27 protein-coding genes and 1 pseudogene are annotated in these 22,227 nt (G+C 66.4%); 18 read left to right on the top strand and 10 right to left on the bottom strand.

Annotated features, from left to right (window positions below; all coding sequences use genetic code 11):
* Window positions 1–255: 255 nt before the first annotated feature.
* The 4 genes and pseudogenes from AC5RW2_RS00735 (at window position 256) to AC5RW2_RS00720 (ending at window position 3,720) form a co-directional block, all read left to right on the top strand.
* The gene (locus AC5RW2_RS00735; protein ID WP_494014717.1) at window positions 256–1,776 is read left to right on the top strand and encodes an MDR family MFS transporter; all 1,521 of its coding nucleotides are present in this window, start codon (window positions 256–258) and stop codon (window positions 1,774–1,776) included.
* Window positions 1,777–2,071: 295 nt separating this feature from the next.
* Complete coding sequence (locus tag AC5RW2_RS00730; protein ID WP_494014616.1) at window positions 2,072–2,791, top strand: DUF222 domain-containing protein; 720 nt, start codon at window positions 2,072–2,074, stop codon at window positions 2,789–2,791.
* An 89-nt stretch (window positions 2,792–2,880) separates the two neighbouring features.
* Window positions 2,881–3,195: pseudogene (locus tag AC5RW2_RS00725) on the top strand (DUF222 domain-containing protein); the annotation flags it as partial.
* Window positions 3,181–3,720: an HNH endonuclease signature motif containing protein gene (locus AC5RW2_RS00720; protein WP_494014718.1), complete on the top strand. Its 540-nt coding sequence runs from the start codon at window positions 3,181–3,183 to the stop codon at window positions 3,718–3,720. The pseudogene AC5RW2_RS00725 and the gene AC5RW2_RS00720, both read left to right, overlap by 15 nt.
* Before the next feature lie 95 nt (window positions 3,721–3,815).
* Here AC5RW2_RS00720 and AC5RW2_RS00715 read toward each other — a convergent pair whose 3' ends face one another.
* A complete protein-coding gene (locus AC5RW2_RS00715; protein ID WP_494014617.1) occupies window positions 3,816–4,199 on the bottom strand; it encodes a hypothetical protein in 384 nt (127 codons plus the stop codon).
* A gap of 427 nt (window positions 4,200–4,626) precedes the next feature.
* Between AC5RW2_RS00715 and AC5RW2_RS00710 the strand changes: the two genes are divergently transcribed.
* From AC5RW2_RS00710 to AC5RW2_RS00700, 3 genes are all read left to right on the top strand, one after another.
* Window positions 4,627–5,097, top strand: coding sequence for a ferritin family protein (locus AC5RW2_RS00710; protein WP_494014618.1), 471 nt, complete (start codon window positions 4,627–4,629; stop codon window positions 5,095–5,097).
* Window positions 5,094–5,915: a family 1 encapsulin nanocompartment shell protein gene (locus tag AC5RW2_RS00705; RefSeq protein ID WP_494014619.1), complete on the top strand. Its 822-nt coding sequence runs from the start codon at window positions 5,094–5,096 to the stop codon at window positions 5,913–5,915. Before AC5RW2_RS00710 ends, AC5RW2_RS00705 begins: the two co-directional genes overlap by 4 nt.
* Before the next feature lie 219 nt (window positions 5,916–6,134).
* Window positions 6,135–6,785 carry an SDR family oxidoreductase gene (locus AC5RW2_RS00700; RefSeq protein ID WP_494014620.1) on the top strand — a complete coding sequence of 217 codons (651 nt, stop codon included), beginning with the start codon at window positions 6,135–6,137 and terminating at the stop codon, window positions 6,783–6,785.
* 54 nt (window positions 6,786–6,839) lie between these two features.
* Here the strand turns inward: AC5RW2_RS00700 and AC5RW2_RS00695 are convergent, their stop codons facing one another.
* Together AC5RW2_RS00695 and AC5RW2_RS00690 are read right to left on the bottom strand one after the other, a co-directional pair.
* Complete coding sequence (locus AC5RW2_RS00695) at window positions 6,840–7,142, bottom strand: DUF4193 domain-containing protein (RefSeq protein ID WP_493979582.1); 303 nt, start codon at window positions 7,140–7,142, stop codon at window positions 6,840–6,842.
* A 208-nt stretch (window positions 7,143–7,350) separates the two neighbouring features.
* Window positions 7,351–8,100, bottom strand: a complete 750-nt coding sequence (locus AC5RW2_RS00690) for a M50 family metallopeptidase (RefSeq protein ID WP_494001697.1) — start codon at window positions 8,098–8,100, stop codon at window positions 7,351–7,353.
* A 72-nt stretch (window positions 8,101–8,172) separates the two neighbouring features.
* Here AC5RW2_RS00690 and AC5RW2_RS00685 point away from each other — a divergent pair, with 72 nt between their 5' ends.
* Entirely contained in the window at window positions 8,173–8,787 is a 615-nt protein-coding gene (locus AC5RW2_RS00685; RefSeq protein WP_494073426.1) for a GyrI-like domain-containing protein, read from the top strand.
* A gap of 218 nt (window positions 8,788–9,005) precedes the next feature.
* Window positions 9,006–9,434, top strand: a complete 429-nt coding sequence (locus AC5RW2_RS00680; protein ID WP_494001699.1) for a DoxX family protein — start codon at window positions 9,006–9,008, stop codon at window positions 9,432–9,434.
* 374 nt (window positions 9,435–9,808) lie between these two features.
* On the opposite strand, the gene AC5RW2_RS00675 is transcribed toward AC5RW2_RS00680, so the two are convergent.
* Window positions 9,809–10,291, bottom strand: a complete 483-nt coding sequence (locus AC5RW2_RS00675; RefSeq protein ID WP_494073425.1) for a helix-turn-helix domain-containing protein — start codon at window positions 10,289–10,291, stop codon at window positions 9,809–9,811.
* A 215-nt stretch (window positions 10,292–10,506) separates the two neighbouring features.
* Here AC5RW2_RS00675 and AC5RW2_RS00670 point away from each other — a divergent pair, with 215 nt between their 5' ends.
* Window positions 10,507–10,926 carry a MarR family winged helix-turn-helix transcriptional regulator gene (locus tag AC5RW2_RS00670; protein WP_494073424.1) on the top strand — a complete coding sequence of 140 codons (420 nt, stop codon included), beginning with the start codon at window positions 10,507–10,509 and terminating at the stop codon, window positions 10,924–10,926.
* Between the two features lie 30 nt (window positions 10,927–10,956).
* On the opposite strand, the gene AC5RW2_RS00665 is transcribed toward AC5RW2_RS00670, so the two are convergent.
* The gene (locus tag AC5RW2_RS00665; RefSeq protein WP_494001702.1) at window positions 10,957–11,433 is read right to left on the bottom strand and encodes an acyl-CoA thioesterase; all 477 of its coding nucleotides are present in this window, start codon (window positions 11,431–11,433) and stop codon (window positions 10,957–10,959) included.
* Window positions 11,434–11,543: 110 nt separating this feature from the next.
* Here AC5RW2_RS00665 and AC5RW2_RS00660 point away from each other — a divergent pair, with 110 nt between their 5' ends.
* Genes AC5RW2_RS00660 through AC5RW2_RS00650 form a run of 3 tightly spaced genes read left to right on the top strand, consistent with a single transcriptional unit; the run spans window position 11,544 to window position 12,664 of the window.
* Window positions 11,544–11,861: a hypothetical protein gene (locus AC5RW2_RS00660; protein ID WP_494073423.1), complete on the top strand. Its 318-nt coding sequence runs from the start codon at window positions 11,544–11,546 to the stop codon at window positions 11,859–11,861.
* Window positions 11,862–11,921: 60 nt separating this feature from the next.
* On the top strand, window positions 11,922–12,320 hold the full coding sequence (locus tag AC5RW2_RS00655; RefSeq protein ID WP_494001704.1) for a YidH family protein: 399 nt from the start codon (window positions 11,922–11,924) through the stop codon (window positions 12,318–12,320).
* Window positions 12,320–12,664: a DUF202 domain-containing protein gene (locus tag AC5RW2_RS00650; RefSeq protein WP_494073422.1), complete on the top strand. Its 345-nt coding sequence runs from the start codon at window positions 12,320–12,322 to the stop codon at window positions 12,662–12,664. The genes AC5RW2_RS00655 and AC5RW2_RS00650 overlap by 1 nt, the downstream gene beginning before the upstream one ends.
* Window positions 12,665–12,831: 167 nt before the next feature.
* Here the strand turns inward: AC5RW2_RS00650 and AC5RW2_RS00645 are convergent, their stop codons facing one another.
* A complete protein-coding gene (locus AC5RW2_RS00645; protein WP_494073421.1) occupies window positions 12,832–13,239 on the bottom strand; it encodes a YchJ family protein in 408 nt (135 codons plus the stop codon).
* A gap of 2 nt (window positions 13,240–13,241) precedes the next feature.
* Window positions 13,242–13,913, bottom strand: a complete 672-nt coding sequence (locus AC5RW2_RS00640; RefSeq protein ID WP_493979572.1) for a TetR family transcriptional regulator — start codon at window positions 13,911–13,913, stop codon at window positions 13,242–13,244.
* 80 nt (window positions 13,914–13,993) lie between these two features.
* Here AC5RW2_RS00640 and AC5RW2_RS00635 point away from each other — a divergent pair, with 80 nt between their 5' ends.
* On the top strand, window positions 13,994–14,491 hold the full coding sequence (locus AC5RW2_RS00635; protein ID WP_494014631.1) for a CarD family transcriptional regulator: 498 nt from the start codon (window positions 13,994–13,996) through the stop codon (window positions 14,489–14,491).
* A gap of 146 nt (window positions 14,492–14,637) precedes the next feature.
* On the opposite strand, the gene AC5RW2_RS00630 is transcribed toward AC5RW2_RS00635, so the two are convergent.
* On the bottom strand, window positions 14,638–15,696 hold the full coding sequence (locus AC5RW2_RS00630; RefSeq protein WP_494073420.1) for an App1 family protein phosphatidate phosphatase: 1,059 nt from the start codon (window positions 15,694–15,696) through the stop codon (window positions 14,638–14,640).
* 170 nt (window positions 15,697–15,866) lie between these two features.
* On the opposite strand from AC5RW2_RS00630, the gene AC5RW2_RS00625 reads away from it, so the two are divergent.
* Window positions 15,867–16,262, top strand: a complete 396-nt coding sequence (locus AC5RW2_RS00625) for an SRPBCC family protein (RefSeq protein ID WP_494073419.1) — start codon at window positions 15,867–15,869, stop codon at window positions 16,260–16,262.
* 260 nt (window positions 16,263–16,522) lie between these two features.
* Complete coding sequence (locus AC5RW2_RS00620) at window positions 16,523–16,927, top strand: DUF4383 domain-containing protein (protein WP_494073418.1); 405 nt, start codon at window positions 16,523–16,525, stop codon at window positions 16,925–16,927.
* 545 nt (window positions 16,928–17,472) lie between these two features.
* Here the strand turns inward: AC5RW2_RS00620 and AC5RW2_RS00615 are convergent.
* Together AC5RW2_RS00615 and AC5RW2_RS00610 are read right to left on the bottom strand one after the other, a co-directional pair.
* The gene (locus AC5RW2_RS00615) at window positions 17,473–18,660 is read right to left on the bottom strand and encodes an MFS transporter (protein WP_494073417.1); all 1,188 of its coding nucleotides are present in this window, start codon (window positions 18,658–18,660) and stop codon (window positions 17,473–17,475) included.
* Window positions 18,647–19,330 carry a FadR/GntR family transcriptional regulator gene (locus AC5RW2_RS00610; protein ID WP_494073416.1) on the bottom strand — a complete coding sequence of 228 codons (684 nt, stop codon included), beginning with the start codon at window positions 19,328–19,330 and terminating at the stop codon, window positions 18,647–18,649. Before AC5RW2_RS00610 ends, AC5RW2_RS00615 begins: the two co-directional genes overlap by 14 nt.
* A gap of 91 nt (window positions 19,331–19,421) precedes the next feature.
* On the opposite strand from AC5RW2_RS00610, the gene AC5RW2_RS00605 reads away from it, so the two are divergent.
* A complete protein-coding gene (locus tag AC5RW2_RS00605) occupies window positions 19,422–20,480 on the top strand; it encodes an amidohydrolase family protein (protein ID WP_494073415.1) in 1,059 nt (352 codons plus the stop codon).
* 92 nt (window positions 20,481–20,572) lie between these two features.
* On the top strand, window positions 20,573–22,225 hold the full coding sequence (locus AC5RW2_RS00600) for an ABC transporter substrate-binding protein (protein WP_494073414.1): 1,653 nt from the start codon (window positions 20,573–20,575) through the stop codon (window positions 22,223–22,225).
* Window positions 22,226–22,227 lie beyond the last annotated feature (2 nt).

The raw sequence follows: 22,227 nt of genomic DNA, 5'->3' as shown, positions 1-22,227 counted from the left end.
TTTAACTACGCGGCGGGAGTCCTCTTGAAGGGGACCGGTGGGGGAACCATTTGGCGCGCCCCCCTCCCCCGCAGGAGGCGGTTGCCGCCCGGCGGCGAGCACCGGCGTCGTTGTTTATTCGAGGTTGACCGCCGGGAATAGGAGTCAGCGGGGGCAGGTTAAGCTGTTACTCCGCCTGCGCCCGGCGATCTTGGGCTGTTCCGGCCGCCCCCAACAGCACGATTTCCACTCGAGGATCTTCCCGTGAATAAAGAAATGTCGACGAACAGAGCCTCGGCACGGCCCGGGTCTGCCACGGGCAGCGGGCTGACGGCTGATGAGACGCGCCGGAACCGGCGCGTGATTGGCATCCTGTTGGTCTCTGCGTTCGTGGTGATCCTGAACGAGACCATCATGTCCGTGGCGCTGACCGAGCTGATGGACGACCTGGGCATCAGCGCCCGCGCGGCGCAGTGGCTGACCACGGCGTTCATGCTGGCGATGGCCGTGGTCATCCCGGTGACCGGATTCCTCCTGCAGCGTTTCACCACGCGCCAAGTTTTCACCGCTTCGATGGCGCTGTTCTCCGCGGGAACGCTGCTGGCCGCGCTGGCTCCGGGGTTCGAGGTGCTGCTGGTGGCCCGCGTGGTCCAGGCGTCGGGCACCGCGATCATGATGCCGCTGCTGATGACCACGCTGATGAACCTGGTGCCGGCCGAGGACCGCGGCAAAACGATGGGCAACGTCTCGATTGTCATATCGGTGGCGCCGGCCATCGGCCCGACCATCTCCGGCATCATCCTCAACACCTTGTCCTGGCGCTGGATGTTCTGGCTGGTGCTGCCGATCGCGCTGGCCATGCTGGTGGTGGGCAACCGGCGGATCCAGAACGTGACCGAGCCTCGGCCGGTGCCGCTGGACCTGCCGTCCGTGGCCCTCTCCGCCATCGGCTTCGGCGGGCTGATCTACGGCCTCAGCCAGGTCGGCGCGGGGCACGGAACAACGACGGCGGGGCCGGGCACGGGTGCCGCCATGTGGGTTGCGTTTGCGGCCGGCGGCGTGGGGCTGCTGGTATTCCTGCTCCGTCAGGTTCGGCTGCAGCGCTCGGACAGGGCGTTACTGGACCTGCGGACCTTCCACTCCGGCAACTTCTCCGTGTCCGTCGGGCTGATGGCTGTCAGCATGGCCGCACTGTTCGGCACCATCATTTTGCTCCCTATATATATGCAGCAGGTCCTGGGGCTCGAGCCGCTGCAGATCGGGCTGATGCTTCTGCCGGGCGGGCTGTTGATGGGCCTGCTGGCCCCGGCCGTCGGGCGGCTCTATGACAGGTTCGGCCCGAGGGTGCTGCTGGTGCCGGGAACGGCGGTAGTCAGCGCCGTGCTCTGGTTCTTCTCCACGGTCAGCGAGGACACCGCCCCGCTGACGCTGCTGGCGGCGCACATCGTGCTCAGCGTCGGCCTGGCGCTGCTGTTCACGCCGCTGTTTTCCGCTGGTCTCGGGTCGGTGCGGCGGCAACTGTACTCGCACGGAAGCGCCGTCATCGGCACGGTGCAGCAAGTGGCCGGGGCAGCGGGCACCGCCATGTTCGTCACCGTCATGTCCATGCAGGCGGCCGTTCTTTCCGCCGAAGGTGCGGCAACGACGACGGCGGTGGCAGGCGGAGTGCGGATGGCTTTCCTGGCCGGGGCCCTCATCTCCATCGTGGCCGTGGCGGCGGCGTTCTTCATCCTGAAACCGGTAGAGGAGCCCGCCGGCGAGCCGGCTTCAGTGGAGGGCGCGCCGGTCGCCCGCTGACGGCGGGGTTCGGGTGGGATTTGAACGCTTGGCTTTCGCCGCCGCCGCCCGTGCCTGAGCACCCATCCACTTCTTCTCCACAGCCAGCCCCGTGTGCTTGCTCATCCACATGCCGACCCTTGGTTCTCCTACCCTGTTCGCGGGCTTCATGGGCTGTATCTATGGCGATCGAGGTGCTGGATGAGGCTGCGGGGGCAGGGCAGGACGATTCCGTCCTGCTGGCCCGGGTCCGCGCCGAGGTCAGCGAACTGAATAATCGCCTTGGAACGACGGGCTGACACGCAGTACCAAGTCGGTGGCCCGGACGGCGGCAGAGGTTGAAGAGCTGGCCAACATTGTTGGTCAAACCCAGCTGATTCTGGCGGGCATCATCAAAGAGCAAAACATCGCCGCCGTTGGGGATACAGACAAGCCGCATGACCCCGAGGCACCGAATCATCGTATGCGCGGCGCCTACAAATCGAACGAAGACTATCTGCGGGCGAAGTTGGGCATTGCACGGCAGGAGGCTGCACGACGCTTCCAACTCGCGGAAGCCACCGAAGTCCGCCCGGCGCCCCCGGGTAAGCCTGTTGTGTCGCCCAGGCTGCCGGTGCTCGCCCGTGCAATGGATGATGGAATGGTCTCCGGTCAGGCCGCAACTCTGATCCGACGGGCTGTCGATGGGCTGCGGCGCACCGCCGAGCCGGAGCAGCTCCGCAAAATGGAAGAGGCACTGGTTCAGCATGCCTCCGATTACGACACCGACTCGCTCAGGCTGCTGATCCGGTATTGGGAAGGCGGCCTCAACCCTGCCGGCGCCGATCTCGGGACAGCCGAGCTCAAAGCACGCCAGGGCCTGTTCTATCGCGGCCGGCGCAATGGCCTGCATTGCTACGAAATCAACGCCACCGACGAACAGAATGAAGTTCTTGCAACCGTCTACAACACCGCCACCAACCCTCGTTTGAGGGAGAGGACGGCCACGGCCGGGGCAGTCGGATTTGACGCGGTTGAAGATGCGGCCCCCGGTTAAACGGCGCTTCCGGCGACGACGACGAGGTCTTAACCCCGGACACGGATGCTCGAGACAGCGGAGCGGATGCTTTAGTTGATGCGACGGTAGAGGACGGGCGTACCCGGCAGCAGAAGCAGCTCGACGGCCTCATTGGTGCCTGCAAAATCGCTCTCACCACGGATCTTCTACCAGCCACCGGCGGTCGACGGCCGCAGCTGCTGGTCACCATCGACTACAAGGACTTGGCCTCCGAATTCGGACGTCCGGGAACCAGCATCTTCTCCGGGCCGCTGAGCGCCAAGGCAATACGGCGGATAGCTTGCGATGCCGACATCATCCCGGTGATCCTCTCCGGCACGGGTGCGGTTCTGGATGTCGGCCAGTCCCAGCGGTTGTTTCCGAAGTACATGCGGCTGGCAATCATCGCCAGGGATGGAGGTTGTGCCTTCCCCGGCTGTACTGCGCCCTCGCCCTGGACCGAAGTGCATCACATCCAGTGGTTTGAGAAGGGTGGTCCCACCTCGGTCGACAATGGCGTCTTGGTCTCCGGTCACCACCACCATTTGCTGCATCAGGGAGATTGGCGGGTCACCGTGAGCAAGGGCGTGCCTTGGTTCCTACCGCCGCTCAGCGTCGACCCGGCTCAAAGGCCGCTCCGAAACCACGTGTGGTTGAAAGACGCGCCGCTGCCCGAACGCCTGCCGGAGCCGGCCGAAGTAGGTTCAGAACCCTGTCAGTCCGGCAGCCCTCCCCCGGACGGAGGCCCATTAGACCCTGACGCGACGGTCCGCAGGACGCCGTTCGGCCACTTAGGTCCGCCGAAGGTCCCGATGCAGTCGGAACTCGATATCGGGACGGACAGCGCCGCGGGGGTCACCGCGCCGCCCGGCAGAAGTTCCAGCCCCTTCGATGGTTGGCCGGCCCAGCCTGAAACGCCGCCGTTCTGAAAGCGGCGTTGCCGCCGGACTCGGCTGCCCTGGCGCCCCACAGGCTTTCCCATTCCGCGCAAGAGCGGTTTGGGAGTGGCCAGTTGTTTGCCTAATTACCGAGCGCCGTTGTTGTCGCAGGCTTGCTGCATGGAGGCCAGGGCATCGGCCGGAATCTGGTCGCCGGACTCGGCGATCTGCGACATCGGCCCCGTGATCTCGGCGGGAACACCGGCTGCGTCGGCGGCAGAAACCAGACCAGCGAGCATCTCCTGTTCCTTTGCACCGATGCTGCCGTCCTGAATCGGAGCACACACCTGCTTGACTGCTTCCCCGACCGCTGCGTTGGCCAAGTTGGACGCGGCTTGGTTCACGGCCTCGGAAGCGGAATTAGCGGCCTGGTCGACGGCGTCGGAGGCGGCCTGTTCAACCTGAGCGCAGCCGGTGGCAAGCAGGGCGACGAGTGGCAGCATGAGCAAGGCGGAGTATCGGCGAATCACCCTGCAACATTACTATGCCGCGGTAGCGTTCCCGATAACGCGTCGGCGGCGCCGGGCCGTGCCTGGCGGTCCGGCGATAACGCGCCGGCGGCGATGAGCCTTGCCTGGCGGTCCGCCGTGAACTCGCCGGCCGCGACGGGCCGTCCCTGTGGTTCTTCATGGATTCTTCCGGTGGGTACTGCGTAGGGCCTAGCGCGGATTTCACCGGCAGAAGCCCTACGCGATGGGGCAATCCCAGCGCCCGGAAGATGGCCGATCCGGGCCGGCCAGAAATAGACAAGAACGCAGCAGTTCGGCCGATCTATGGCTACGCCTGGCGGTCATACGGTAGCCAGGCCGCACTCCCGGGCCTTCCGCCCGTCAAAGGTAGTCAGCCGGCGGGGCCGTGGCTACGCTGGCAGAGAGGCAACCTCACGGAGGAATCCAGATGGGCTTTGACCAGTACCACGAACCCGCCGCAGAGCTCTCCGCCGAGACGCGGACCTTTGCGCGTATGTGCGCCAACCTGACAGAGGAGGCCGAGGCCATCGGCTGGTACGCACAACGGATGTCGCTGGAGAAGGACCCGGAATCGGTCGCCATCATGGAGGATTCCCTGGCGGAGGAGTTCAAGCACTTCAGCATGGACCTGGAGTTTCTCCTGCGCAGGAAACCGAAATGGCGCCAGATCGCCCGGGGCACCCTCTTTCAGGACGGCGACATTGTGGCCAACGGCGGGGCGGCCGAGGCAGCAACGGCTGCCGGCACGGCTGCGGGCACCGACGAAACTGCAGTCCCTGCACCCGGGCCGGTGGGCCGCTCTCCGTCGGGTGCGGCACGTCGTACGGACCCTCGCCGGTGGCGAGCCGGTTCTGATTCGTCCCTGGGAATCGGCAGCCTCAAGGAGGACTTCTCATGACCATGGATCACCTGCTGCGCGAGCACGCCCCCATCTCCGACGGTGGTTGGGCGCTGCTGGACCGGGAGGCCAGGGAGCGGCTCACCGTTGCGCTCGGGGCCCGCAAAATGGTGGATTTCGCTGGTCCATTCGGCTGGGAGTATTCGGCGACAAACCTTGGCCGCACCGAAAGCATCACGGGTCCGGCCCTGGCCGACGGCGTGGCGACGCGGCGGCGCGGGGTGCTGCCCCTGGTGGAGATGCGCGCACCGTTCAAGGTTTCCCGGCTGGAACTGCTTGACCATGACCGGGGTGCGGCCGATGTGGACCTCACGGACCTGGCCGAGGCAGCAATGCAGATTGCGATTGCGGAGAACGCGGCCGTATTCCATGGCTGGCGCCAGGTCGGCATTGAGGGGGTCACGAGCGCGACCCCGCATTCGCCGGTGCCCCGCGTGACTGACTTCAATGACTACCCCAAGCGTGTTGCCAAGGCCGTCTCGGCGCTGCTCCAGGCCGGCATTGGAGGTCCGTTCGGCCTGGCCCTCGGCCCCGGACACTACACCGCCGTGGTGGAGGCGACCGAGCGGGGCGGGTATCTGCTGTCCGAGCACCTGCGCAAGTTGCTGGGCGGTCCGATTGTCTGGGCGCCGGGAGTCCGCGGGGCCATCGTGATGAGCCTGCGCGGCGGCGATTTCCTGTTCGAATCGGGCCAGGACCTCTCGGTGGGCTACGACCGGCATGATGAAAAGTTCGTCTACCTGTACATCGAGCAGTCCTTCAGTTTCCGGGTGGCCACGCCGGAAGCCGGTATCCATCTCACCGGCAGCGACGGCTAAGACGGCGGAATCGGAGGGCCGGGCTCGCGGCGGCCTAACCAGCGGACCAACCCGCCGAACGGACGTCAACGGGGAGCCAGCGCGGCGACGAGCAGCCACCGAATCAGGCACAGGTGGGGCCGGGCGACGGCCGGGCGCCGTCACCGTCAAGGACGCCGGCCATTGGCCGCCACCTGACTCCGTGCCTAGATTGGGATGGACGACACCGAAAGGAACCTTATGTCACGCATTGCCATTTTCGGGGGCCACGGGAAGGTCGCGCTGCACCTGTCCCGCATCCTCACCGCGCAGGGCCATGAAGTCAGCTCCATCATCCGCAATCCGGACCACGTCGCCGATGTCCGGGAAACGGGTGCGGTGCCGGTGATCGCCGACGTCGAGAAGACAACCACCGACGACCTGACAGACCGACTGCGCGGCCACGACGCCGTCGTCTGGTCGGCCGGCGCTGGCGGAGGCAATCCAGCCCGGACCTATGCAGTCGACCGGGACGCGGCCATCCGGTCGATGGACGCAGCCGTGGCGGCCGGGGTGCAGCGCTACATCATGGTGTCTTATCTGGGCGCCGGCAAGAACCACGGCGTGCCGGAGGACAACGCGTTCTTCCCCTACGCCGATGCCAAGGCCGCCGCGGACGACTACTTGAAGTCCACATCACTGGACTGGACGATTCTGGGGCCGAGCTCGTTGACGTTGCAGCCCGCGACCGGGAAGATCCAAGCCGGACCGGGCACTCCCGGCGGTGAAGTGAGCCGCGAAGACGTTGCCATGGTGGCGGCCGAAGTGCTGGCCGTTCCTGCCACGGCGGGCAAGGTGATCGAGTTCATCAACGGCGGCACGCCGATCGGCGAGGCCGTCCGAAGCGTGTGACTTAACCACAGAACCCCGCGCTGGTCTCAGCGCGGGGTTCGGAAGATTGAGGTTTTAGCCTTCGCAGTCGCGGCAGTACTTCTCGCCGTTCTTTTCGCGGGCTACTTGGCTGCGGTGACGAACGAGGAAGCAGGAGCCACAGGTGAATTCGTCCTCACGGGGAGGAACAACCTGGACCACCAGTTCTTCACCGGAGAGGTCGGCACCGGGCAGATCGATGCCCTCGGCGGTGTCCGAGTCTTCCACGTCGATCAGCGCGGTCTTCGCACCACCGGAGCGCTGAGCCTGAAGGGCTTCGAGCGACTCATTATTGTTGTCGTCGTCCTTGTTGCGCGGTGCGTCGTAATCGGTTGCCATGCGGGTTTAAAACTCCTGAAGCTCTCGTTGTTTTGACCTATCTGCGAGCGCCCATCATAGCTGCTCTTCCACAGATTTCAACATCGGTCAACAACGTCTCACACACGGCGATAATTCCCGTGGATCAGCGCGCTGTCCGCGGGCCCCACGGCGAATGACACAGTTGTGAGCAGGGCCACTCCAGAAGGCCGAGGGGACCGGGAATCCGTTACAGAATCGCCAGCGGGACGACAGCGGCCGCGGTCGCCACGGCAGCCGCCCAGCAAAGCAGGATGACCACCGCGAACCCGGCCAGCCAGAGCGCGGCCGGGACCCCGGTCCTGCGCGCCATGATGAAGGCGTCGGAATTGGCCAGCTGGTGCCGGCGCCGGGTGTGCACGCTCAGCAGATTCAGCCAGTCCCGCACGGCCCCCACCAGGAGCCCGACGCCGATGGCGAGCGTCAGGTGCCCGAGCCACTCCACCGGCGCGAACCACACCAGCAGCTGAGCACCTACCGCCAACCCCACGGCGATGACGACGCCCTCGAGGTTCCGGATGAACAGCAGCGTGGCCAGCAGCAGCAGCGCGCTGACGGACAGGGCGGCACCGGACCAACCGCTGAAGGCGGCCCACACCAGCGCTGCCCCGACCAGCGCGGGCACCGGGTAGCCCCAGAAACCCGTCCAGGCCGCTGATGCCCGGCCCGCCCCGCGGCTGATCATGGCGCCGGACTGGTCAAACCGCAAATGGATTCCGCGCACCAGCCGCCCCGTGGCCAGCGCAGCGAAGGCATGTCCAAGTTCATGGACCGCCGTGACGAACAACCCGAAATACCGCCAGCTTGCTCGGGGCACCGACAACAGCAGCGCCGCGGCCAGGATGACCGCCAGCTCCAGCGCTCCGGCTTGGAGTGGTTCACCGCGCGTGAAGCCGGCGGTGATCCTGGTCCACCATTCGGCGGCGATTTGCTGCAGCATGTTCCTCGTTTCATCCGTGGCTACGCGATATAACTAGACCACACAGCCCGCTGCCCACCACCGGAAAGCCCCATGGACAAGCTGGATTTCAAGAAGGACCAAAAGGAGCTGTACGCCCCGGGCAAGGATTTCCAGCTGGTTACCGTGCCGCCCATGCAGTTCCTGCAGGCCAACGGCCACGGCAATCCGAACACGTCAGACGGGTACCTGCAGGCGGTCGAGGCCTTATACGCAGTGTCCTACACGCTGAAGTTCACCAGCAAGAAGCAACTCGGGCGCGATTATGTCGTCGGCCCGCTGGAAGGTCTCTGGTGGGCGGAGGACATGACCGCCTTCACCCGGCGGGCCAAGGACGAGTGGTCGTGGACGATGATGATCCGCCAGCCTGACTGGCTGCAGCCGGAACACATCGAAGACGCGATGCGGCAGGCGGCCACCGCAAAGGATCTTCCCCCGGTGAGGTTGCTCCGGCACGGATGGCTGGACGAGGGACTAAGCGTCCAGGTCATGCACGTGGGTGCCTACGACGACGAAGGACCGGCCCTGGCCCGCCTGAGGGATGAATTCCTACCGGCCAACGAGCTGGAACCGAACGGGCACCACCACGAAATCTATCTCGGCGACCCGCGCAAGACCGAACCGGCCAAGCTCAGGACAATCCTGCGCCAACCGGTCCGCCGCGCCTGAGCGTTCGGCAGCGGCGGCATGCTCCGGGGGCTCGAGGCGGCGAGCCCGTGCGGTCCGGCCAGCTGGGGCTGCTGCCCGCCTCGCACCGTCAGACACGGGACCGAAAGTTGACACTTCAACATAATTGCTGTCAATATTTGATTGAAGCGTCAAGTTATTGATGCTTATCGCTCGTTCCAGACGGCCGATCCTCTGACCATTGAAACGGTGAAAACATCATGACTAACTCCGCTTTGACCACCACTGCACGCACAGTCCTTCGCGTCGTCCTGGGCTTCCTCTTCGTCGCCCACGGCTGGCAGAAGTTCAACGAATGGACCATCGCCGGCACCCAAGCAGCCTTCGGCCAGATGGGCATCCCGGCCGCCGATATCGCCGCACCGATCGTGGCCGGCCTGGAGCTCGCCGGCGGCATCGCCCTGATCCTCGGCCTGCTGACGCGGCTCGTGGCGGCACTGTTGACGCTGGACATGCTCGGCGCCCTGGTGCTCGTCCACGCTCCCGCCGGCGTCTTCGTGGACGGCGGCGGCTACGAACTGGTGCTGCTGCTCGGCGCCGCAGCGCTGGCGCTGGCACTGGTTGGCCCCGGCCGGATCTCGGTGGACCGCGCCGTCTTCGGCAAGACCAAGCTGGCCCCCCTGGCTTAAGTTCTCAGGCGGCCCGGCCGGACCTCGCGGGGCAACCCCCGGGAACGGGCGGACACCCAGCGGGCAACCGCCGGAACAGGCGGAAACCGCAACGGGCAACCTTGGATCGAGCGGACGCCCGAACTGAAACGGGCAGGCGCAGCCGAAAGGCTGCACCTGCCCGTTTTTCCTGTCTCCGGCCGCAGCCGTTGGCGCATAACCAGCGCAACCGGTGGTGGCGCAGAACCGGCGCGACCGGTGGCGCAGTTCCGCCGCAGACGCTGGCGCAGTGCACGGAGGCGAGCAGCGGGCGGCGGGTTCGTTGTCGGAACACGTCCGGCCGCGTGGCCCAATGTGCACGGCGACCCGCGCCGGGCGTGCAGCGGCGTATAACGTCAGGCGGCCATCAGAAGCGGCGGCGGCCCGCCTTGAACGCCCGCGCCCAGTTGGCGGCACGCGTCCGCCGGGGCGTGCGGGGCCAGGTCCTTGTCGGCGAGGACTCCAGAAAGCAGGTCAGCAGCATCTGCACATTCCTCCCGCGCGCGGCCAATGGGCCGGGAGGCCGATGGCAGGGACTGAAGATGCAGCACAGCCCTTCCTTCGACCGCCGCCATCTCACGGTGAACTGCCGCCAGGAAGGCGGCCAGTCCCGACCCCAGCGACGCACAGACTGCCGCGAGGATCTCCGAGGAGGCCTCCTTACGGCCGCGTTCGATCTCCGAGAGGTACTGGAGTGACACGCCGGCCCGGCTGGCGACGTCGTCGAGGGTGCGCCGCTGGCGACGCCGCTCCCTGCGCAGCACCGCCCCATAGACGTCGCGGAGCAAAGGTGAAGGCCCTGAACCTGGACCGCGGTGAAGCTTCTGAAGTTCGAGCACGGCGGAACTCCCTTCTGGCTGCTTCCATCGTAGGAAGCGGCGCCGTCGGCGTCAGCAGGGTCTGCTCAGGGCAGAAAGCGTCCCCGTCTGCGCCGGGTCCAACCGCGCGCCCGTCAGGAACCGGCGACGCAGGCCCCGAGGGTGCCTTTGCCGACTAAGCGGCGTGTCCGGCAATTTCAGTCGATCAGCCGCGCGGACCCTTGTAGGGTGGCGGCATGGCACCTCTACGACCTATCGGTTATTGGCTGAAGCTCGTTGACCGGCTGCTCGACGAGCAGTTCATCGAGACCATGGAGGAACACGGCATCACCCGCCGGCAGTGGCAAATGATGAACCTGCTCGCGGACAAGCCATCCACCGCCGATGAACTCGCGGAAGCATTGGGGCCTTTCATTCCGGAGGAAGAGGGCGAAGGGCCCCAGGAACCGGTCGAAGAACTTATGGAAAGCGGCTGGGTCAGCGCCGAGAACGGCCACTATGCGCTGACCGACACCGGGCGGGCCAGCCTGGCCTCCCTCGGTGAGGTGGTCGACCGCACGCGCGCCCGCATGGCGGACGGCATCAGCGAGGAAGAGTACACGGCCGCCCTCGACGTGCTGGAGCGGATTGCCCGCAATCTGGGCTGGGAGGGCTAGGCACGACGGCGGCCCATCGCCGTCGTCGTCTCAGCGGAAGTTGGACTCTCCCAGGTAGGGTGCCAGGATCGACCGCTGGCGCTCATTCAGGCGCAGCAGCCGCCCCGTATCCGTGTGGAAGAACGCGAGCGTGGTTTCGGCCAGCACGCACTGCTCGGCGGTTACCGGGTCCATGATCCGGTAGGCGATGGTCAGGCTGGCGCCCTTGATCGCACTGATCCAGACCTCCACGTGGGCCGGGATGTTGCGGTAACTGAGCGGCCGGACGTATTTCACCCGGTGCTCCGCCACCAAAGCCTGGGTGGATTCGGGCAGGTCGGAGAAGACCGGCAAATCCACCTCGAGCCCGGGACCGCCGGTGCCGGCCGGAGGCCCGAACGCGTGGATGCGTGCCTCCTCCAGGATGCGCAGGATTTCCACGTTGTTGATGTGCCCGTAGGCGTCCATGTCTCCCCAACGCATCGGCACGTTGCAGGTGAGGCGCTGGGCGGAAGGTGTCTGAGTCATCGCCCGATTCACTTTACCGGCCGTTCACGCTGGGGAAACCGTTTGGCATTCCGCATGGTGAACCCTATAGTGGGAGGGCGCCACAGGGTGTGACGCGCAACACAGGTCTCGTGATGAACACATACAAAACAGAAGATACAGCCAGCAGCACTGTGGGATTCGACGTTTGGGTGGACGTCGAACTGCACGTAGATACCGAGTTGGGACTCATCCAGTTCTGCCTCGAGGGGGAACGCGTTCTGGGGTGGTCCGACGATATTGACGCCATCGCCGCAGCTGCCGCGGATTCCGGCGGCGCCGCCCAGTGGTGCGAAAAATACTCCAAACTCCTGGTGCCGAGTTCACACAAGGGGGCGGGCAACCGCTTCTTCACCGTGGCCCGCATGGACCAGGACAACGACGACGACCGGGACCGGCCGGCGGCCTGACGTCTGACATGTGACGTAAGCCGTCGCCGCGCCTACCGCGGACTTGGTTACCATGAAGCCGTGCCTACCTCTTCGCCCTCGCCCAGCCCGGAACGCGGCAAACTCGCCGACAAACTGCTCCGCGGCGGCACCGAGCCCGACCCGCGGTTCACCCTGGCCAACGAGCGTACCTTCCTGGCGTGGATCCGCACCTCGCTGGCACTCCTGGCCGGCGGCATCGCGGTGGAGGTCTTCACCGGCGGCGTCTTCGTCCCGGAAATCCGCAAGACCATCGCCATCATCCTCCTGGTCCTGGCCATGGCGATCGGCGGCGGCTCGTTCTTCCGCTGGCTCAACGTCGAGCGGGCCATGCGCCACAAGACTCCCCTGCCGCTGCCGCTGATAGCCCCGATCCTGGCGGTAGGCGGCGGTGTGGTGGCGGCCTTGCTGGTGGTCTTCGTCGTCCTGCGGCCGTCCTGATGCGACGCGCCCGCGCCGTGCCGGAGCCGGAACACCACGACGCCGGCCTGCAGCCCGAACGCACGTCCCTGGCCTGGAGCCGGACCACCCTGGCCATGATCGTGGCGACAGCCATGTTCCTGCGCTGGATGCCGGAATACGGCTGGTTCACCGGGACGCTGGTCGCCGTGGCGCTGTGCACGGCGTTCGGCATCTACGTCACGCAGAAACTCCGGTACCGCCGGGCGGTCTCCGGCGTGGCCGACGAGAGGATCCACGCCGACGCCGCCGCTGCCGCCTGGGTTGCCGGCAGCGTGGTGGTGCTCGGCGCGCTCGGGATCTACGCCGTCCTGGCCCTGGACTGAACAACGACGACGGCGCGCCCGTGCTCGCGCTCGCGCGGCGTGAAGGAGGAGGCGGCACGGGCGATGGACAGGCGCTCAACGCTCGCGCGGCGTGTTGCCGGGCGCAGGGGCGACTGACGGACGCCCGGGGTGGTGCACCGCCGCCGCCCATCTCGGCCGGGCGGCGCTCAGGCTATGGCGTCGCGGTAGACCCAGCGGCCGTCCTCGCGCACGAAGGTGCTCTTCTCCTGCTGCGTGCGGTCCAGGCCGCCCTCGCGGTAGCCGGCGCGGAACTCCACGGTGCCCGCACGGTCGGTTACGCCGCCGCGGACGGTCTTGAGGATTTCCAGTCCGGTCCAGTGCAGCGCGGGGTCCAACTCGAGCTGCGCGGGCCGCGTTTCGGAATGCCACGTGCGCAGCAGATAGGCGGCATCCCCGACGACGAACGCCGTGTAGCGCGACCGCATCAGCGCTTCCGCCGTCGGCGCCTCGGCCTCGCCGCGGTGGAACGGCCCACAGCACTCGCCGTAGGCCCGGCCGCTCGGGCACGGACACGGCGTCGTCGTCGTAAGGGCCGGAGTTCTTGTGTTTCGCATGGTCAGTGGGACAGCTGCAGGGCAGCGGCGTAAATGTCCGGCAGGTTGTCATTCCGGCCGGCCTCTCGCCGGGCCACCCACACCTCGAATGCGACCCGGACCACTGCCGCACAGGTCTCGAACGCCAGCCTGATCTGCAGGTCGCTCACCCCGTCGCGGCCGAACCGGTCCATCAGGGCGTCCACCAGCCCGGTTGTCCGGGTGGCATTGTGCTTGAGCATGGCGGCTTTAAGCAGGGGCTCCTTGCGGATGAGCTGGTTGACGAGCAACATGCGGCGGGCTGCCGGAGCGTCGTTGTCCGCATACCCCTGCATCACCTCTTGGTAGACGCGCTCAAGCTCTTCGCGCGGGTTGCCGGCCGGATCGATGGTGAGCAGCCCGGCCTCGAGCGCGGCGTCAAAATCCTGGTGTGCCGGCAGCGCGGCTTCTTCCTTGCTGGTGAAGTACCGGAAAAACGTGCGCTGGGAGATCCCGGCCGCGTGGGCGATGCCGTCCACGGTGGTGGCATCCACGCCGTGTTCCTGGAACAGATGCAGCGCAGCCTCGCTGATTTCCGTCCGGGTCTGGCGCCGCCGCCGCTCCCTTAATCCGGGTGCAGCGACAGGGAGCTCAGCCGTGGTCGGGCCGGGCACATCGGTTCTGGAAGCGCCGCTGGTCGGCGTTTTCTGTGGCATAGCAGCTTCCAAGATACCCCATATTTGAGTATTCGCTGCCAATGTGGCAGTATCTGCCATAATGGCATGAAAGGGCATCAATGAACATTAAAGTTGGCGACACCCTCGTCTATCCCCCGCACGGCGCTGTTACCGTGACCGATCTCCGGACCCGTCCGTTCAAGGACTGCCAGACCAAGTTCGTACAGTTCCGCGCTCATCACGACGGCCTGCTGATCGAACTGCCGCTGGGCAACGCGGAAACGGTCGGCGTACGCAAGGCCATCAGCAAAAAAGGCGTCAAGGAAGTTTTTGCGATCCTGAAGGCGAAGGTGCCGGAGGACCAGGAAAATTGGTCGCGCCGGTTCAAGGCCAACCAGGAAAAGATCAACAGCGGCGACATTTACCGGGTCAGCGAAGTGGTCCGCGACCTCTCGCTGCGGGCAATCGAACGCGGCTCCTCGGCCGGTGAAAAGCACCAGCTCGAACAGGCCATGCGGATCCTGTCCTCGGAGCTTGCGCTGGCCGAAAAGACTGACAATGAAACGGCGCGGGCCATGATCGAAGCCGTTTTCGGCCCGCTGGAGGCCACCGTTTAACAGGCCGCGCCCGCAGGAACGACGTCCGGGCACTGCCGCTTGACGGCGCCCCGCTCCATCAGGAGCGGGGCGCCGTCGTCGTTAGAGGATTCCCAGCCGTGGCCGCCGTCGGCGTTGAAGGATTCCCAGCCGGGCCGCCGTCGGCGTTAGAGGATTCCCAGCTGCTGAAGCTGATTCGCCAGGCCTTTCCCGTCGGAGGCGTAGATCCACGGGATGCTGCGCGCGGGTCCGACCGGGCCGTCCTGGGAACGGCCGCCGGCCAGCACCGCTTCGCTGACCGACAGCTGGCGGATGGCGATGGCCGCCACGTGGTCGGGATAACGCAGCGCAAAGCCGGCGTAGATAGCTTCGTCGTGCTGGCCGTCGTCGCCGATCAGCAGCCACTTGATCTTCGGGAATTCTTCGGCCAGCCGCCGCAGCTGGTCCACCTTGTGCATCTGACCGCTGCGGAACCAGCGGTCCTTCGTCGGCCCCCAGTCCGTGAGCAGCAGCGCACCGTCCGGGTACATGTTCCGGGACAGGAAACGCGTCAACGTCTGAGCAACGTTCCAGGCACCGGTGGATAGATACAACACCGGGCTGCCCGGATGCTCGCGCGTGACCCGCTCGAGCATCACGGCCATACCCGGCGTCGCGTTGCGCGCATGTTCATCCAAGACGAACGTGTTCCAGGCCGCGAGCATCGGGCGGGGCAGCGCCGTGACCATGACGGTGTCATCGACGTCGGACACCACGCCGAAGCGGGCGTCCGGCGGCACCACATAGACCGCGGCTTCCACCGGTTCCGAGTCCTCGCAGCGCAGCGTGACGGTGTGCCAGCCGGGAGCCAGGCTCACCGAAACCCTGGCGTCCACCACGCCGCCCCGGTCGGCCACCACTTGGTGCTCGATGCCGTCGGCATAGATCACCACCCGCGCGTTGGCCACGGGCGGGCTGATGAAATTGCGCCAGCCGCGGATGCCGTCGGCCACCAGCTTCGAGGGCATGCGGCCGTTGTCGAAGGCCCCGGGCCGCGCCATCACGACCCGGGCCAGCACGCGGATCCAGCCGTCGGTGCCGTAGCCGGTAAACGGCATGACGGTGGCCACGTCGCCGCGCTGCCGTGCCCGCCGTTCCCGGACCGCCTGCCAGCGGTCTTCAAGGCGCATGCCGATGTGGGCTGCCTTCTCATGGAGATCGTCGCCGTTGCCGGTAAGGGATGCCATGGTCCAAGTCTGTCATGCACACGCTAACCGGCTCGAACCTGCGGCAGCGCGCGCCGCCGCTCGCCAACCACGGACCCTCCCGACGGCATCGCGAGCCCGCGGATCCTCCCGGCGGTGCCGGGCGCTCCGCGGGTCTTGCCCGCGTCGGAGCGAACCTGAAGACTGGCCACATGACGTTTGCATCGCGGCACATCAGCATCGCCATCAACCGACCCGTTGGAGAGGTCTACGAGTTCGCCGCCAAACCCGAGAACATGCCGCAGTGGGCCGCCGGACTCAGCTCCTCCATCGGAGTGGTCGACGACGCCTGGGTCGCCGAGACCGACAGTGGACCGGTGCGGGTCACGTTTACCGAGCGCAACGACTTCGGCGTGCTGGACCACTACGTGACCTTGCCGTCGGGCGAAGCTGTCTACAACCCGCTGCGTGTGCTCGGCAACGGCGACGGGACAGAGGTGGTGTTCACCCTCTACCACCGTGACGGCATGGACGAGGCGGCGTTCGAAGCCGATGCCGCCGCCGTGGACCGGGACCTGCACACGCTCAAGAGGCTGCTCGAGACCTAAACCGGCCCCCTGTTCCGGACCACCAGGGCAGCCGCGCCGACAGGACCGGCCGGCCCGCCGCCGTCGTCATTTTTCCGTGCCGCCGCGGCCAGGCGGACGTAAACTGAAAGCGCTGGTTCTGACGTCAGATGCGCCCCTACCAACAGCCGAGTTGTTACTCGACGAAGTTTCGAACTCATTGTCTGGGAGGAGAAATGACTACCGCATCACCGCATGCGCATCACGCACACGTTTCGCGCGGAAATGTGCGAAATGCCGCGATGACTTCGGGAATTGTTCTCTTGGTGATCGGTGTGCTGGGCTTCATCCCCGGCATCACCATGGAGTACGGAGAAATGGCTTTCGCCAGCGGCTCCGGCGCCATGCTGATCAACGCGTTCCAAGTGTCCATGCTGCTCAACATCGTCTACCTGGTGGTAGGCGTGGTGGGCTACATCATGAGCCGCACCACCAGCGGTGCCCGGGACTTCCTCATGGGAGCCGGCATCCTGTACCTGGCGATGTGGCTGTACGGCCTGATCGTCGGCCCCGGCGAATCAGCGGCCAACTTCCTGTCCACCAATGCAGCCACCACCTGGCTCAACTTCGTCCTGGGCGCCGTGATGCTGGCCCTGGCCATCGCCTACATGGTGCGCCACCGGGACGAGGCGCGCGAAACACGCTAACCGAAGCCGTCCCGCCGGTTTCGGCGGACGGTTCGCTGCGGACCCCAGTCGATATGACTGGGGTTCGCTGGCTTCCGGGGCCGTCGGATACTGGCTCCGTGACACGTGAGCACAGGAGCCGGGTGCCGTCGTTCGCCGACGGCTCGGTCATTCTCGGCAACGATGAGAATACGCGTCCCGCGGCGCCGACCGTGGCCGGGATAAATGGAGTGCAGTTCACCAAGCGACGGGAGCGGGCCTGGTCACCGAACCAAGCAACGCGCTCGAGCCGATGCGTGACGGGTACACGGGCACGCAAGGCGACCGCGTCACCTGAACCCCCTGGGCTTTACGAACCAGGTGCCCATCTCTCCGGCGGCGCTCAGGCAGAGCCCGGCGTTGAAGCGGTGAGGTGGCCGCCCATGACCACCTTGTCGATGTCGCAGATCTTCGGGTCCCAGCCTCTCCCGGAAACACGCGTTCTAGACGGCGTTGAGGAGCAGCAGGATTCCGGCAAAGACGACCAATGCGGTTCAATCTGGGCGGCGTGCGATCGGGGAGACGTCCTAGGCAGTCGTCGGCCGGGAGGCTCTTGCCCCCGCGATCCCGAATCCGAGTTCGCAGAGTGCGACGACTGCGAGCATAACCAGCACGGTCGACCACCCTACACCCGACTCGACGAGCAGTCCGGGCACTAGCGGCCCCGCCGCTGCGGCGCCGTACCCGATGCCTTGGCTGATCGCCGAGAACGAGGCCGTCTGAGCGGGATTCGGAGCGGTGAAGACGATCAGTGCGATCGAGAGCCCGAAGGCGGAGCTCAGGGCGACGCCGAGAACGGCGATCGCGAGCGGCATGAACGCCACGGGAGCGAAGGCGAGACTCAAGAGTCCGGTGACAGCGAGCGAGGCTGTGGTGACTAGCAGACCGACGCGCCATCGAGCCCGCGAAGCGAGGGTCGGCGCGATGAGCGACGCGGGGAGGCCGGCGATGCTCATCCATGCGAGCAGCAGGCCGGCTTGCTCGGGACCTGCGCCGCGATCGATGGCAATCGTTGGCAACCAGGCGGTGAGCGAGAAGTAGATGAGGGCTTGGCAGCCGAAGAATCCGGTGACCGGCCACAGGCCCCTCGCACGCAGTATCGATGGCCGGGGCGCGTCGAGCACGGACGAACCGGCGGCCCCGCCGCGATCTACGCGAGCACCGAACGTCAGGGCGAGCGCCAGAGCGATCAGCAGCGGCACCGACCATGCCGCGAGGGCAGGCCCTACGCGGTCGTCCAGGGCGCGGAAGAGCGGTACCGAGAGGGCTGCACCGGTCGCCGCGCTGACACCGAACGAGGTCGTGTAGACGCCCGTCCAGAACCCGCCCCTCGCGGAGAGCGAGTGGCGAATGATCTGCGGGGCGAGGACGCCGAGCAGCGCGATGGACGCCCCCACCACGATCGTGCCTAAAAACAGCGTCGCGGGAACGAGGGGGCGCAGCAATGCGGCGAGCGCCAGCGCGGCGAGGAGGGCGGAGATCGCTCGGGAGAGGCCGAAACGCGAGACGAGCAGCGGGGCGAGCGGCGAGGCGATGCCGAAGAGCAGCACCGGGATCGAGCTCAGCACTGCGATCGCCGAGTGGGAGAGCGCGTAGCCGCCGCCGATTTCGACGAGGAGCGGTGAGACGCTCGTGATCGGGTAGCGAACGCTGAGCCCGACGGCGACGATGAGAATTCCTGCTGCGATCCCTTCCCGGCGGCTAGGGCTGCTCATCGAGCAGCTGTTCTTGCTGCGCGAGGACTCCCAGGGCGGCGTCGCGTGCGCGTTCGGGATCACCTGCGACGATTGCTCGGAGAAGTGATTCGTGCTGATCGGCGCGATCCGGATCGCCGCCGGCGGCGAGGCACGACGCGTCTGACACCGATTCACGCAGGGACGTGTCGAAGCTGGCGTAGATGTCGGAGAGCAACTGGTTGCCGGAGGCGAGCGCGATGCCCAGGTGGTAGGCGACGTCGGCTTCGGTGAAAGCGGCGGCATCGCGGGCCGCGATCGCGGCGCGGCGCCTTTCGAGCAGCTCGGTGAGGAGCTCAATGTCGGCGTCGGTGCGGGCGCTCGCAGCCTCGGCGGCGGCGAGCGCGTCGAGGGCGCGGCGCACCCTGATCACCTCGCGGCTGTCGGCGGAGTGCAGTGCGCGCCGCAGCGCCACCTGCGTCGGGTCGGTGGCGATGACGTACGTGCCGTCTCCCTGCCGAGCTTCGAGAAGACCGAGTTGGACCAGTGCGCGAACACCCTCGCGAATCGAGGGCCTGCTGACACCGAGCGCGACGGTGAGCTCGGCTTCGGAGGGGATGCGGGCGCCCAGCATCCACCGACCCTCGCTGATTTCACGCTTCAGCTCATCGACCACGGTGTCGACCAGTGAACGTCGTTGAATTTGTCGCACTTCATCATCCTTGCAGGGTTCGGCAATTGTATGGTTATCATATGTCTTACGTTTGACAGACGCCAACCCGCTGTCTCGAGAAGGGCTTCCAATGACGGTGACCCATACCCCGCCCCTGCTGCGCACTCCCGGCCTCGTCGATGGGCATATCCACCCCGACAAGTCGTCGTGGGGCGGCCCCTGGATGTCGCGCCGCTCGGCGACGACGCTCGCCGAACTCATCGAGAACGATCGGGCCACCCAGTTTGACTTCGCGACGAGCGTCGAAGACCGCGCGTACGCGCTCCTCTCACACGCGCTCGCAAACGGCACTCTCGCCATGCGCGCACACGTCGATGTCTCCTCCGAACTCGGCACGGCAAACGTCGAGGGTGTGCGCGCAGCAGCAGAGCGCTTGGCCGGGGGCCTCACAGTGCAGATCGTCGCGTTTCCTCAGTTCGGGCTCCTGACAAACCCGGGCACGCTCGAAGCGATGGCCGCATCGCTCGATGCCGGCGCCGACCTCGTCGGCGGGATCGACCCGGGAGGTATCGAGGGGGACCTGCACGGTCACCTTAACGCTATCTTCGGGTTGGCCGACCGGGCCGGCCGCGATCTCGACATCCATCTTCACGACGGGGGCGAGGACGGCCTCGCGCAGATCCGCGAGATCGCGCGACGCACCGTAGCCGCCGGCCGACAGGGGCGTGTGACCATCGGCCACGCCTTCGCCCTCTGCGACCCGTCGCTCCCGAGCCTCGGCGAAACCCTAGACCGCGTGGCGGAGGCTGGCATCTGGATCGCCACCTGCGCGCTCGGGCCCGATCCGGTGCCCGATCTCGACCGGTTCGAGCGCCACGGCGTTCGCCTGGTCGCGGGATCCGACGGGGTGCGCGACTCGTGGAGCCCGTTCGGCACCGGCAGCATGGTCGACCGAGCGCACCTGCTCGCGTACCGCACCGGCGCGATCAGCGACGCCGAACTTGAACGCGCATTCCGTATCGCCTCCACGCACGGCGGTGAGATGCTCGGGCTTCCGGAGATCGTGGAGTGGTCGCCCGAGAGCAACAGCCGGCTCGAGTTTGCGGCCGCGAACCTCGCGCAGCTCGTCACCGACCGCCCGGCGCCCCTGCGCGTGCTGCGCGGCGGCCGGGTGGTCGCGACGCGCTGAGCGACCCTCCTCACCGCCCACCCACTAACGCCATTTACGAATACACCACCGAAATACCCGCAGAATACACCGCAGGAACAAAGGAGTCCCCCGTGTACAAACGACCACTCACGCTCACCGGCGCGTTCACCGTTGCGGCGCTAACGCTCACCGCATGCTCCGGCGGCGGTGGGTCAAACGGCAGGAGCGGCGCATCAGGCGACGCTGCCTTCGACGTCGACGCCTCAAGCCTCGCGACGACCACCGAGCCGGGCACGCAGCCAGTCGATGAGGTCAGGTGGAATCTGCCGTACGAGCCGCTCTCGCTCGACCCGATGCTCACCTTCAACTACGCAGAGAACACGGTCGACGCCAACCTCTGCGAGGGGCTCACCCGCATCACTCCCGACCTCGAGATCGAGAACGCGCTTGCCGAATCCATTAAATCGCCGGACGATACGACCTACGTTTACTCCCTGCGGAGCGGCGTCACCTTCTGGGATGGCACTCCGCTCACCGCGGATGACGTCGTCTACTCCCTCGCGCGACAAGTCGGGCCCGACTCGATGACCTACTGGTCCGACTACTTCAAGAACGTCGCGTCGGTCGAGAAGACCGGCGACGCCGAGGTGACCGTCACCCTCAACCAGCCCGACGCGCTCTTCGCCCAAGGGATGTCGAGCGCCGCAGGCGCAATCGTCTCGAAGGCGGCAGCCGAGGCGGCCGGCGAGCAGTTCGGCACTCCGAAGGGCGGGCTCATGTGCACGGGCCCGTTCGCGCTCGACAGCTGGGAACCGGGCAAGGCCATCTCACTGGTGAAGAACGCCGATTACTGGGATGCGAACCTCGTGCCCCGGATCGACAAGCTCACTTTCAGCTTCATCGCCGACGAGTCGACCGCGGTCAACGCCCTGCGCACCGGCGACGTCGACGGGCAGTTCTTTTACCTGCCCCCGGCCGGTCTCACGCAGCTCAAGGAAAGCAATGCCAGCATCACGTTCGGCAAGTCGTACATTTTCTGGTCGCTCCGCGCAATTCAGGAGACGGGCACGTTCTCGAACCCTAAGGTGCGCGAGGCGCTCCTAGCCGCTATCGACACCCAGGCCATCGCCGATGTCGTGTTCCAGGGAGCGGCAATCCCGTCACCTGTTCTTACCGGGCCGGCGTACTACGGCGACGACGAAGCCGGCACGCTCTACCAAGATGCCTTCGACAGCTACTCGATCAAGCCCGACATCGACAAGGCCAAGTCGCTGCTCGCCGAAGCCGGCGACGTCTCGGCTCCGATCGTGCTTGGCGTGCAGGGCTCATCTGCGGTGCACGAGCAGACAGCTAATCTGGTTCAGGCAGCGGGCGAAGCCATTGGGCTGAAGATCAAAACCAAGGTGATTCCGGTCGAACAGTTCGGCAACCTCTACTTCGACCCGAAGGCACGCGAAGGGCTCGACGGCTTCTTCACCACGTACTACGGCAACGTGACGGATCCGCTCGACGTCTACACGACGTTTATGCCGGACAGCAGCAACAACTTCATCAAGTACGACGGGGCCGCCCAGGAGCTGGACAACGCGCGCAAGACACTCGATCCGCTCGAGCGCGCTGAGTACACCATCGCCGCGCAGGCGAAGATCGCGCGTGACCTGCCGTGGCTGCCGATGGGTGACCTTCCGGTGATTCTCGTGCAGAACAACGAGATCTCGGGCGCGACCGCCTCCTCGGCCTACCTCGGCTACCCGTGGGCGGCCACCATCGGGGGCGTGAAGTAACG

The organism is Arthrobacter sp. B0316-1-20 (assembly GCF_059091865.1).
Note: the sequence above shows the minus strand (reverse complement) of the source record. Positions and strands in the feature narration are given on the sequence as shown.

Coding starts and splice junctions, on each gene's coding strand:
- AC5RW2_RS00695 (WP_493979582.1), bottom strand. CDS start 7,142: ATGGCAACCGATTACGACGCACCGCGCAACAAGGACGACGACAACAAT.
- AC5RW2_RS00645 (WP_494073421.1), bottom strand. CDS start 13,239: ATGCGAAACACAAGAACTCCGGCCCTTACGACGACGACGCCGTGTCCG.
- AC5RW2_RS00625 (WP_494073419.1), top strand. CDS start 15,867: ATGACGTTTGCATCGCGGCACATCAGCATCGCCATCAACCGACCCGTT.
- AC5RW2_RS00700 (WP_494014620.1), top strand. CDS start 6,135: ATGTCACGCATTGCCATTTTCGGGGGCCACGGGAAGGTCGCGCTGCAC.
- AC5RW2_RS00605 (WP_494073415.1), top strand. CDS start 19,422: ATGACGGTGACCCATACCCCGCCCCTGCTGCGCACTCCCGGCCTCGTC.
- AC5RW2_RS00710 (WP_494014618.1), top strand. CDS start 4,627: ATGGGCTTTGACCAGTACCACGAACCCGCCGCAGAGCTCTCCGCCGAG.
- AC5RW2_RS00685 (WP_494073426.1), top strand. CDS start 8,173: ATGGACAAGCTGGATTTCAAGAAGGACCAAAAGGAGCTGTACGCCCCG.
- AC5RW2_RS00705 (WP_494014619.1), top strand. CDS start 5,094: ATGACCATGGATCACCTGCTGCGCGAGCACGCCCCCATCTCCGACGGT.
- AC5RW2_RS00690 (WP_494001697.1), bottom strand. CDS start 8,100: ATGCTGCAGCAAATCGCCGCCGAATGGTGGACCAGGATCACCGCCGGC.
- AC5RW2_RS00640 (WP_493979572.1), bottom strand. CDS start 13,913: ATGCCACAGAAAACGCCGACCAGCGGCGCTTCCAGAACCGATGTGCCC.
- AC5RW2_RS00620 (WP_494073418.1), top strand. CDS start 16,523: ATGACTTCGGGAATTGTTCTCTTGGTGATCGGTGTGCTGGGCTTCATC.
- AC5RW2_RS00665 (WP_494001702.1), bottom strand. CDS start 11,433: ATGACTCAGACACCTTCCGCCCAGCGCCTCACCTGCAACGTGCCGATG.
- AC5RW2_RS00670 (WP_494073424.1), top strand. CDS start 10,507: ATGGCACCTCTACGACCTATCGGTTATTGGCTGAAGCTCGTTGACCGG.
- AC5RW2_RS00680 (WP_494001699.1), top strand. CDS start 9,006: ATGACTAACTCCGCTTTGACCACCACTGCACGCACAGTCCTTCGCGTC.
- AC5RW2_RS00720 (WP_494014718.1), top strand. CDS start 3,181: ATGCGGCTGGCAATCATCGCCAGGGATGGAGGTTGTGCCTTCCCCGGC.
- AC5RW2_RS00635 (WP_494014631.1), top strand. CDS start 13,994: ATGAACATTAAAGTTGGCGACACCCTCGTCTATCCCCCGCACGGCGCT.
- AC5RW2_RS00630 (WP_494073420.1), bottom strand. CDS start 15,696: ATGGCATCCCTTACCGGCAACGGCGACGATCTCCATGAGAAGGCAGCC.
- AC5RW2_RS00735 (WP_494014717.1), top strand. CDS start 256: ATGTCGACGAACAGAGCCTCGGCACGGCCCGGGTCTGCCACGGGCAGC.
- AC5RW2_RS00615 (WP_494073417.1), bottom strand. CDS start 18,660: ATGAGCAGCCCTAGCCGCCGGGAAGGGATCGCAGCAGGAATTCTCATC.
- AC5RW2_RS00650 (WP_494073422.1), top strand. CDS start 12,320: ATGCGACGCGCCCGCGCCGTGCCGGAGCCGGAACACCACGACGCCGGC.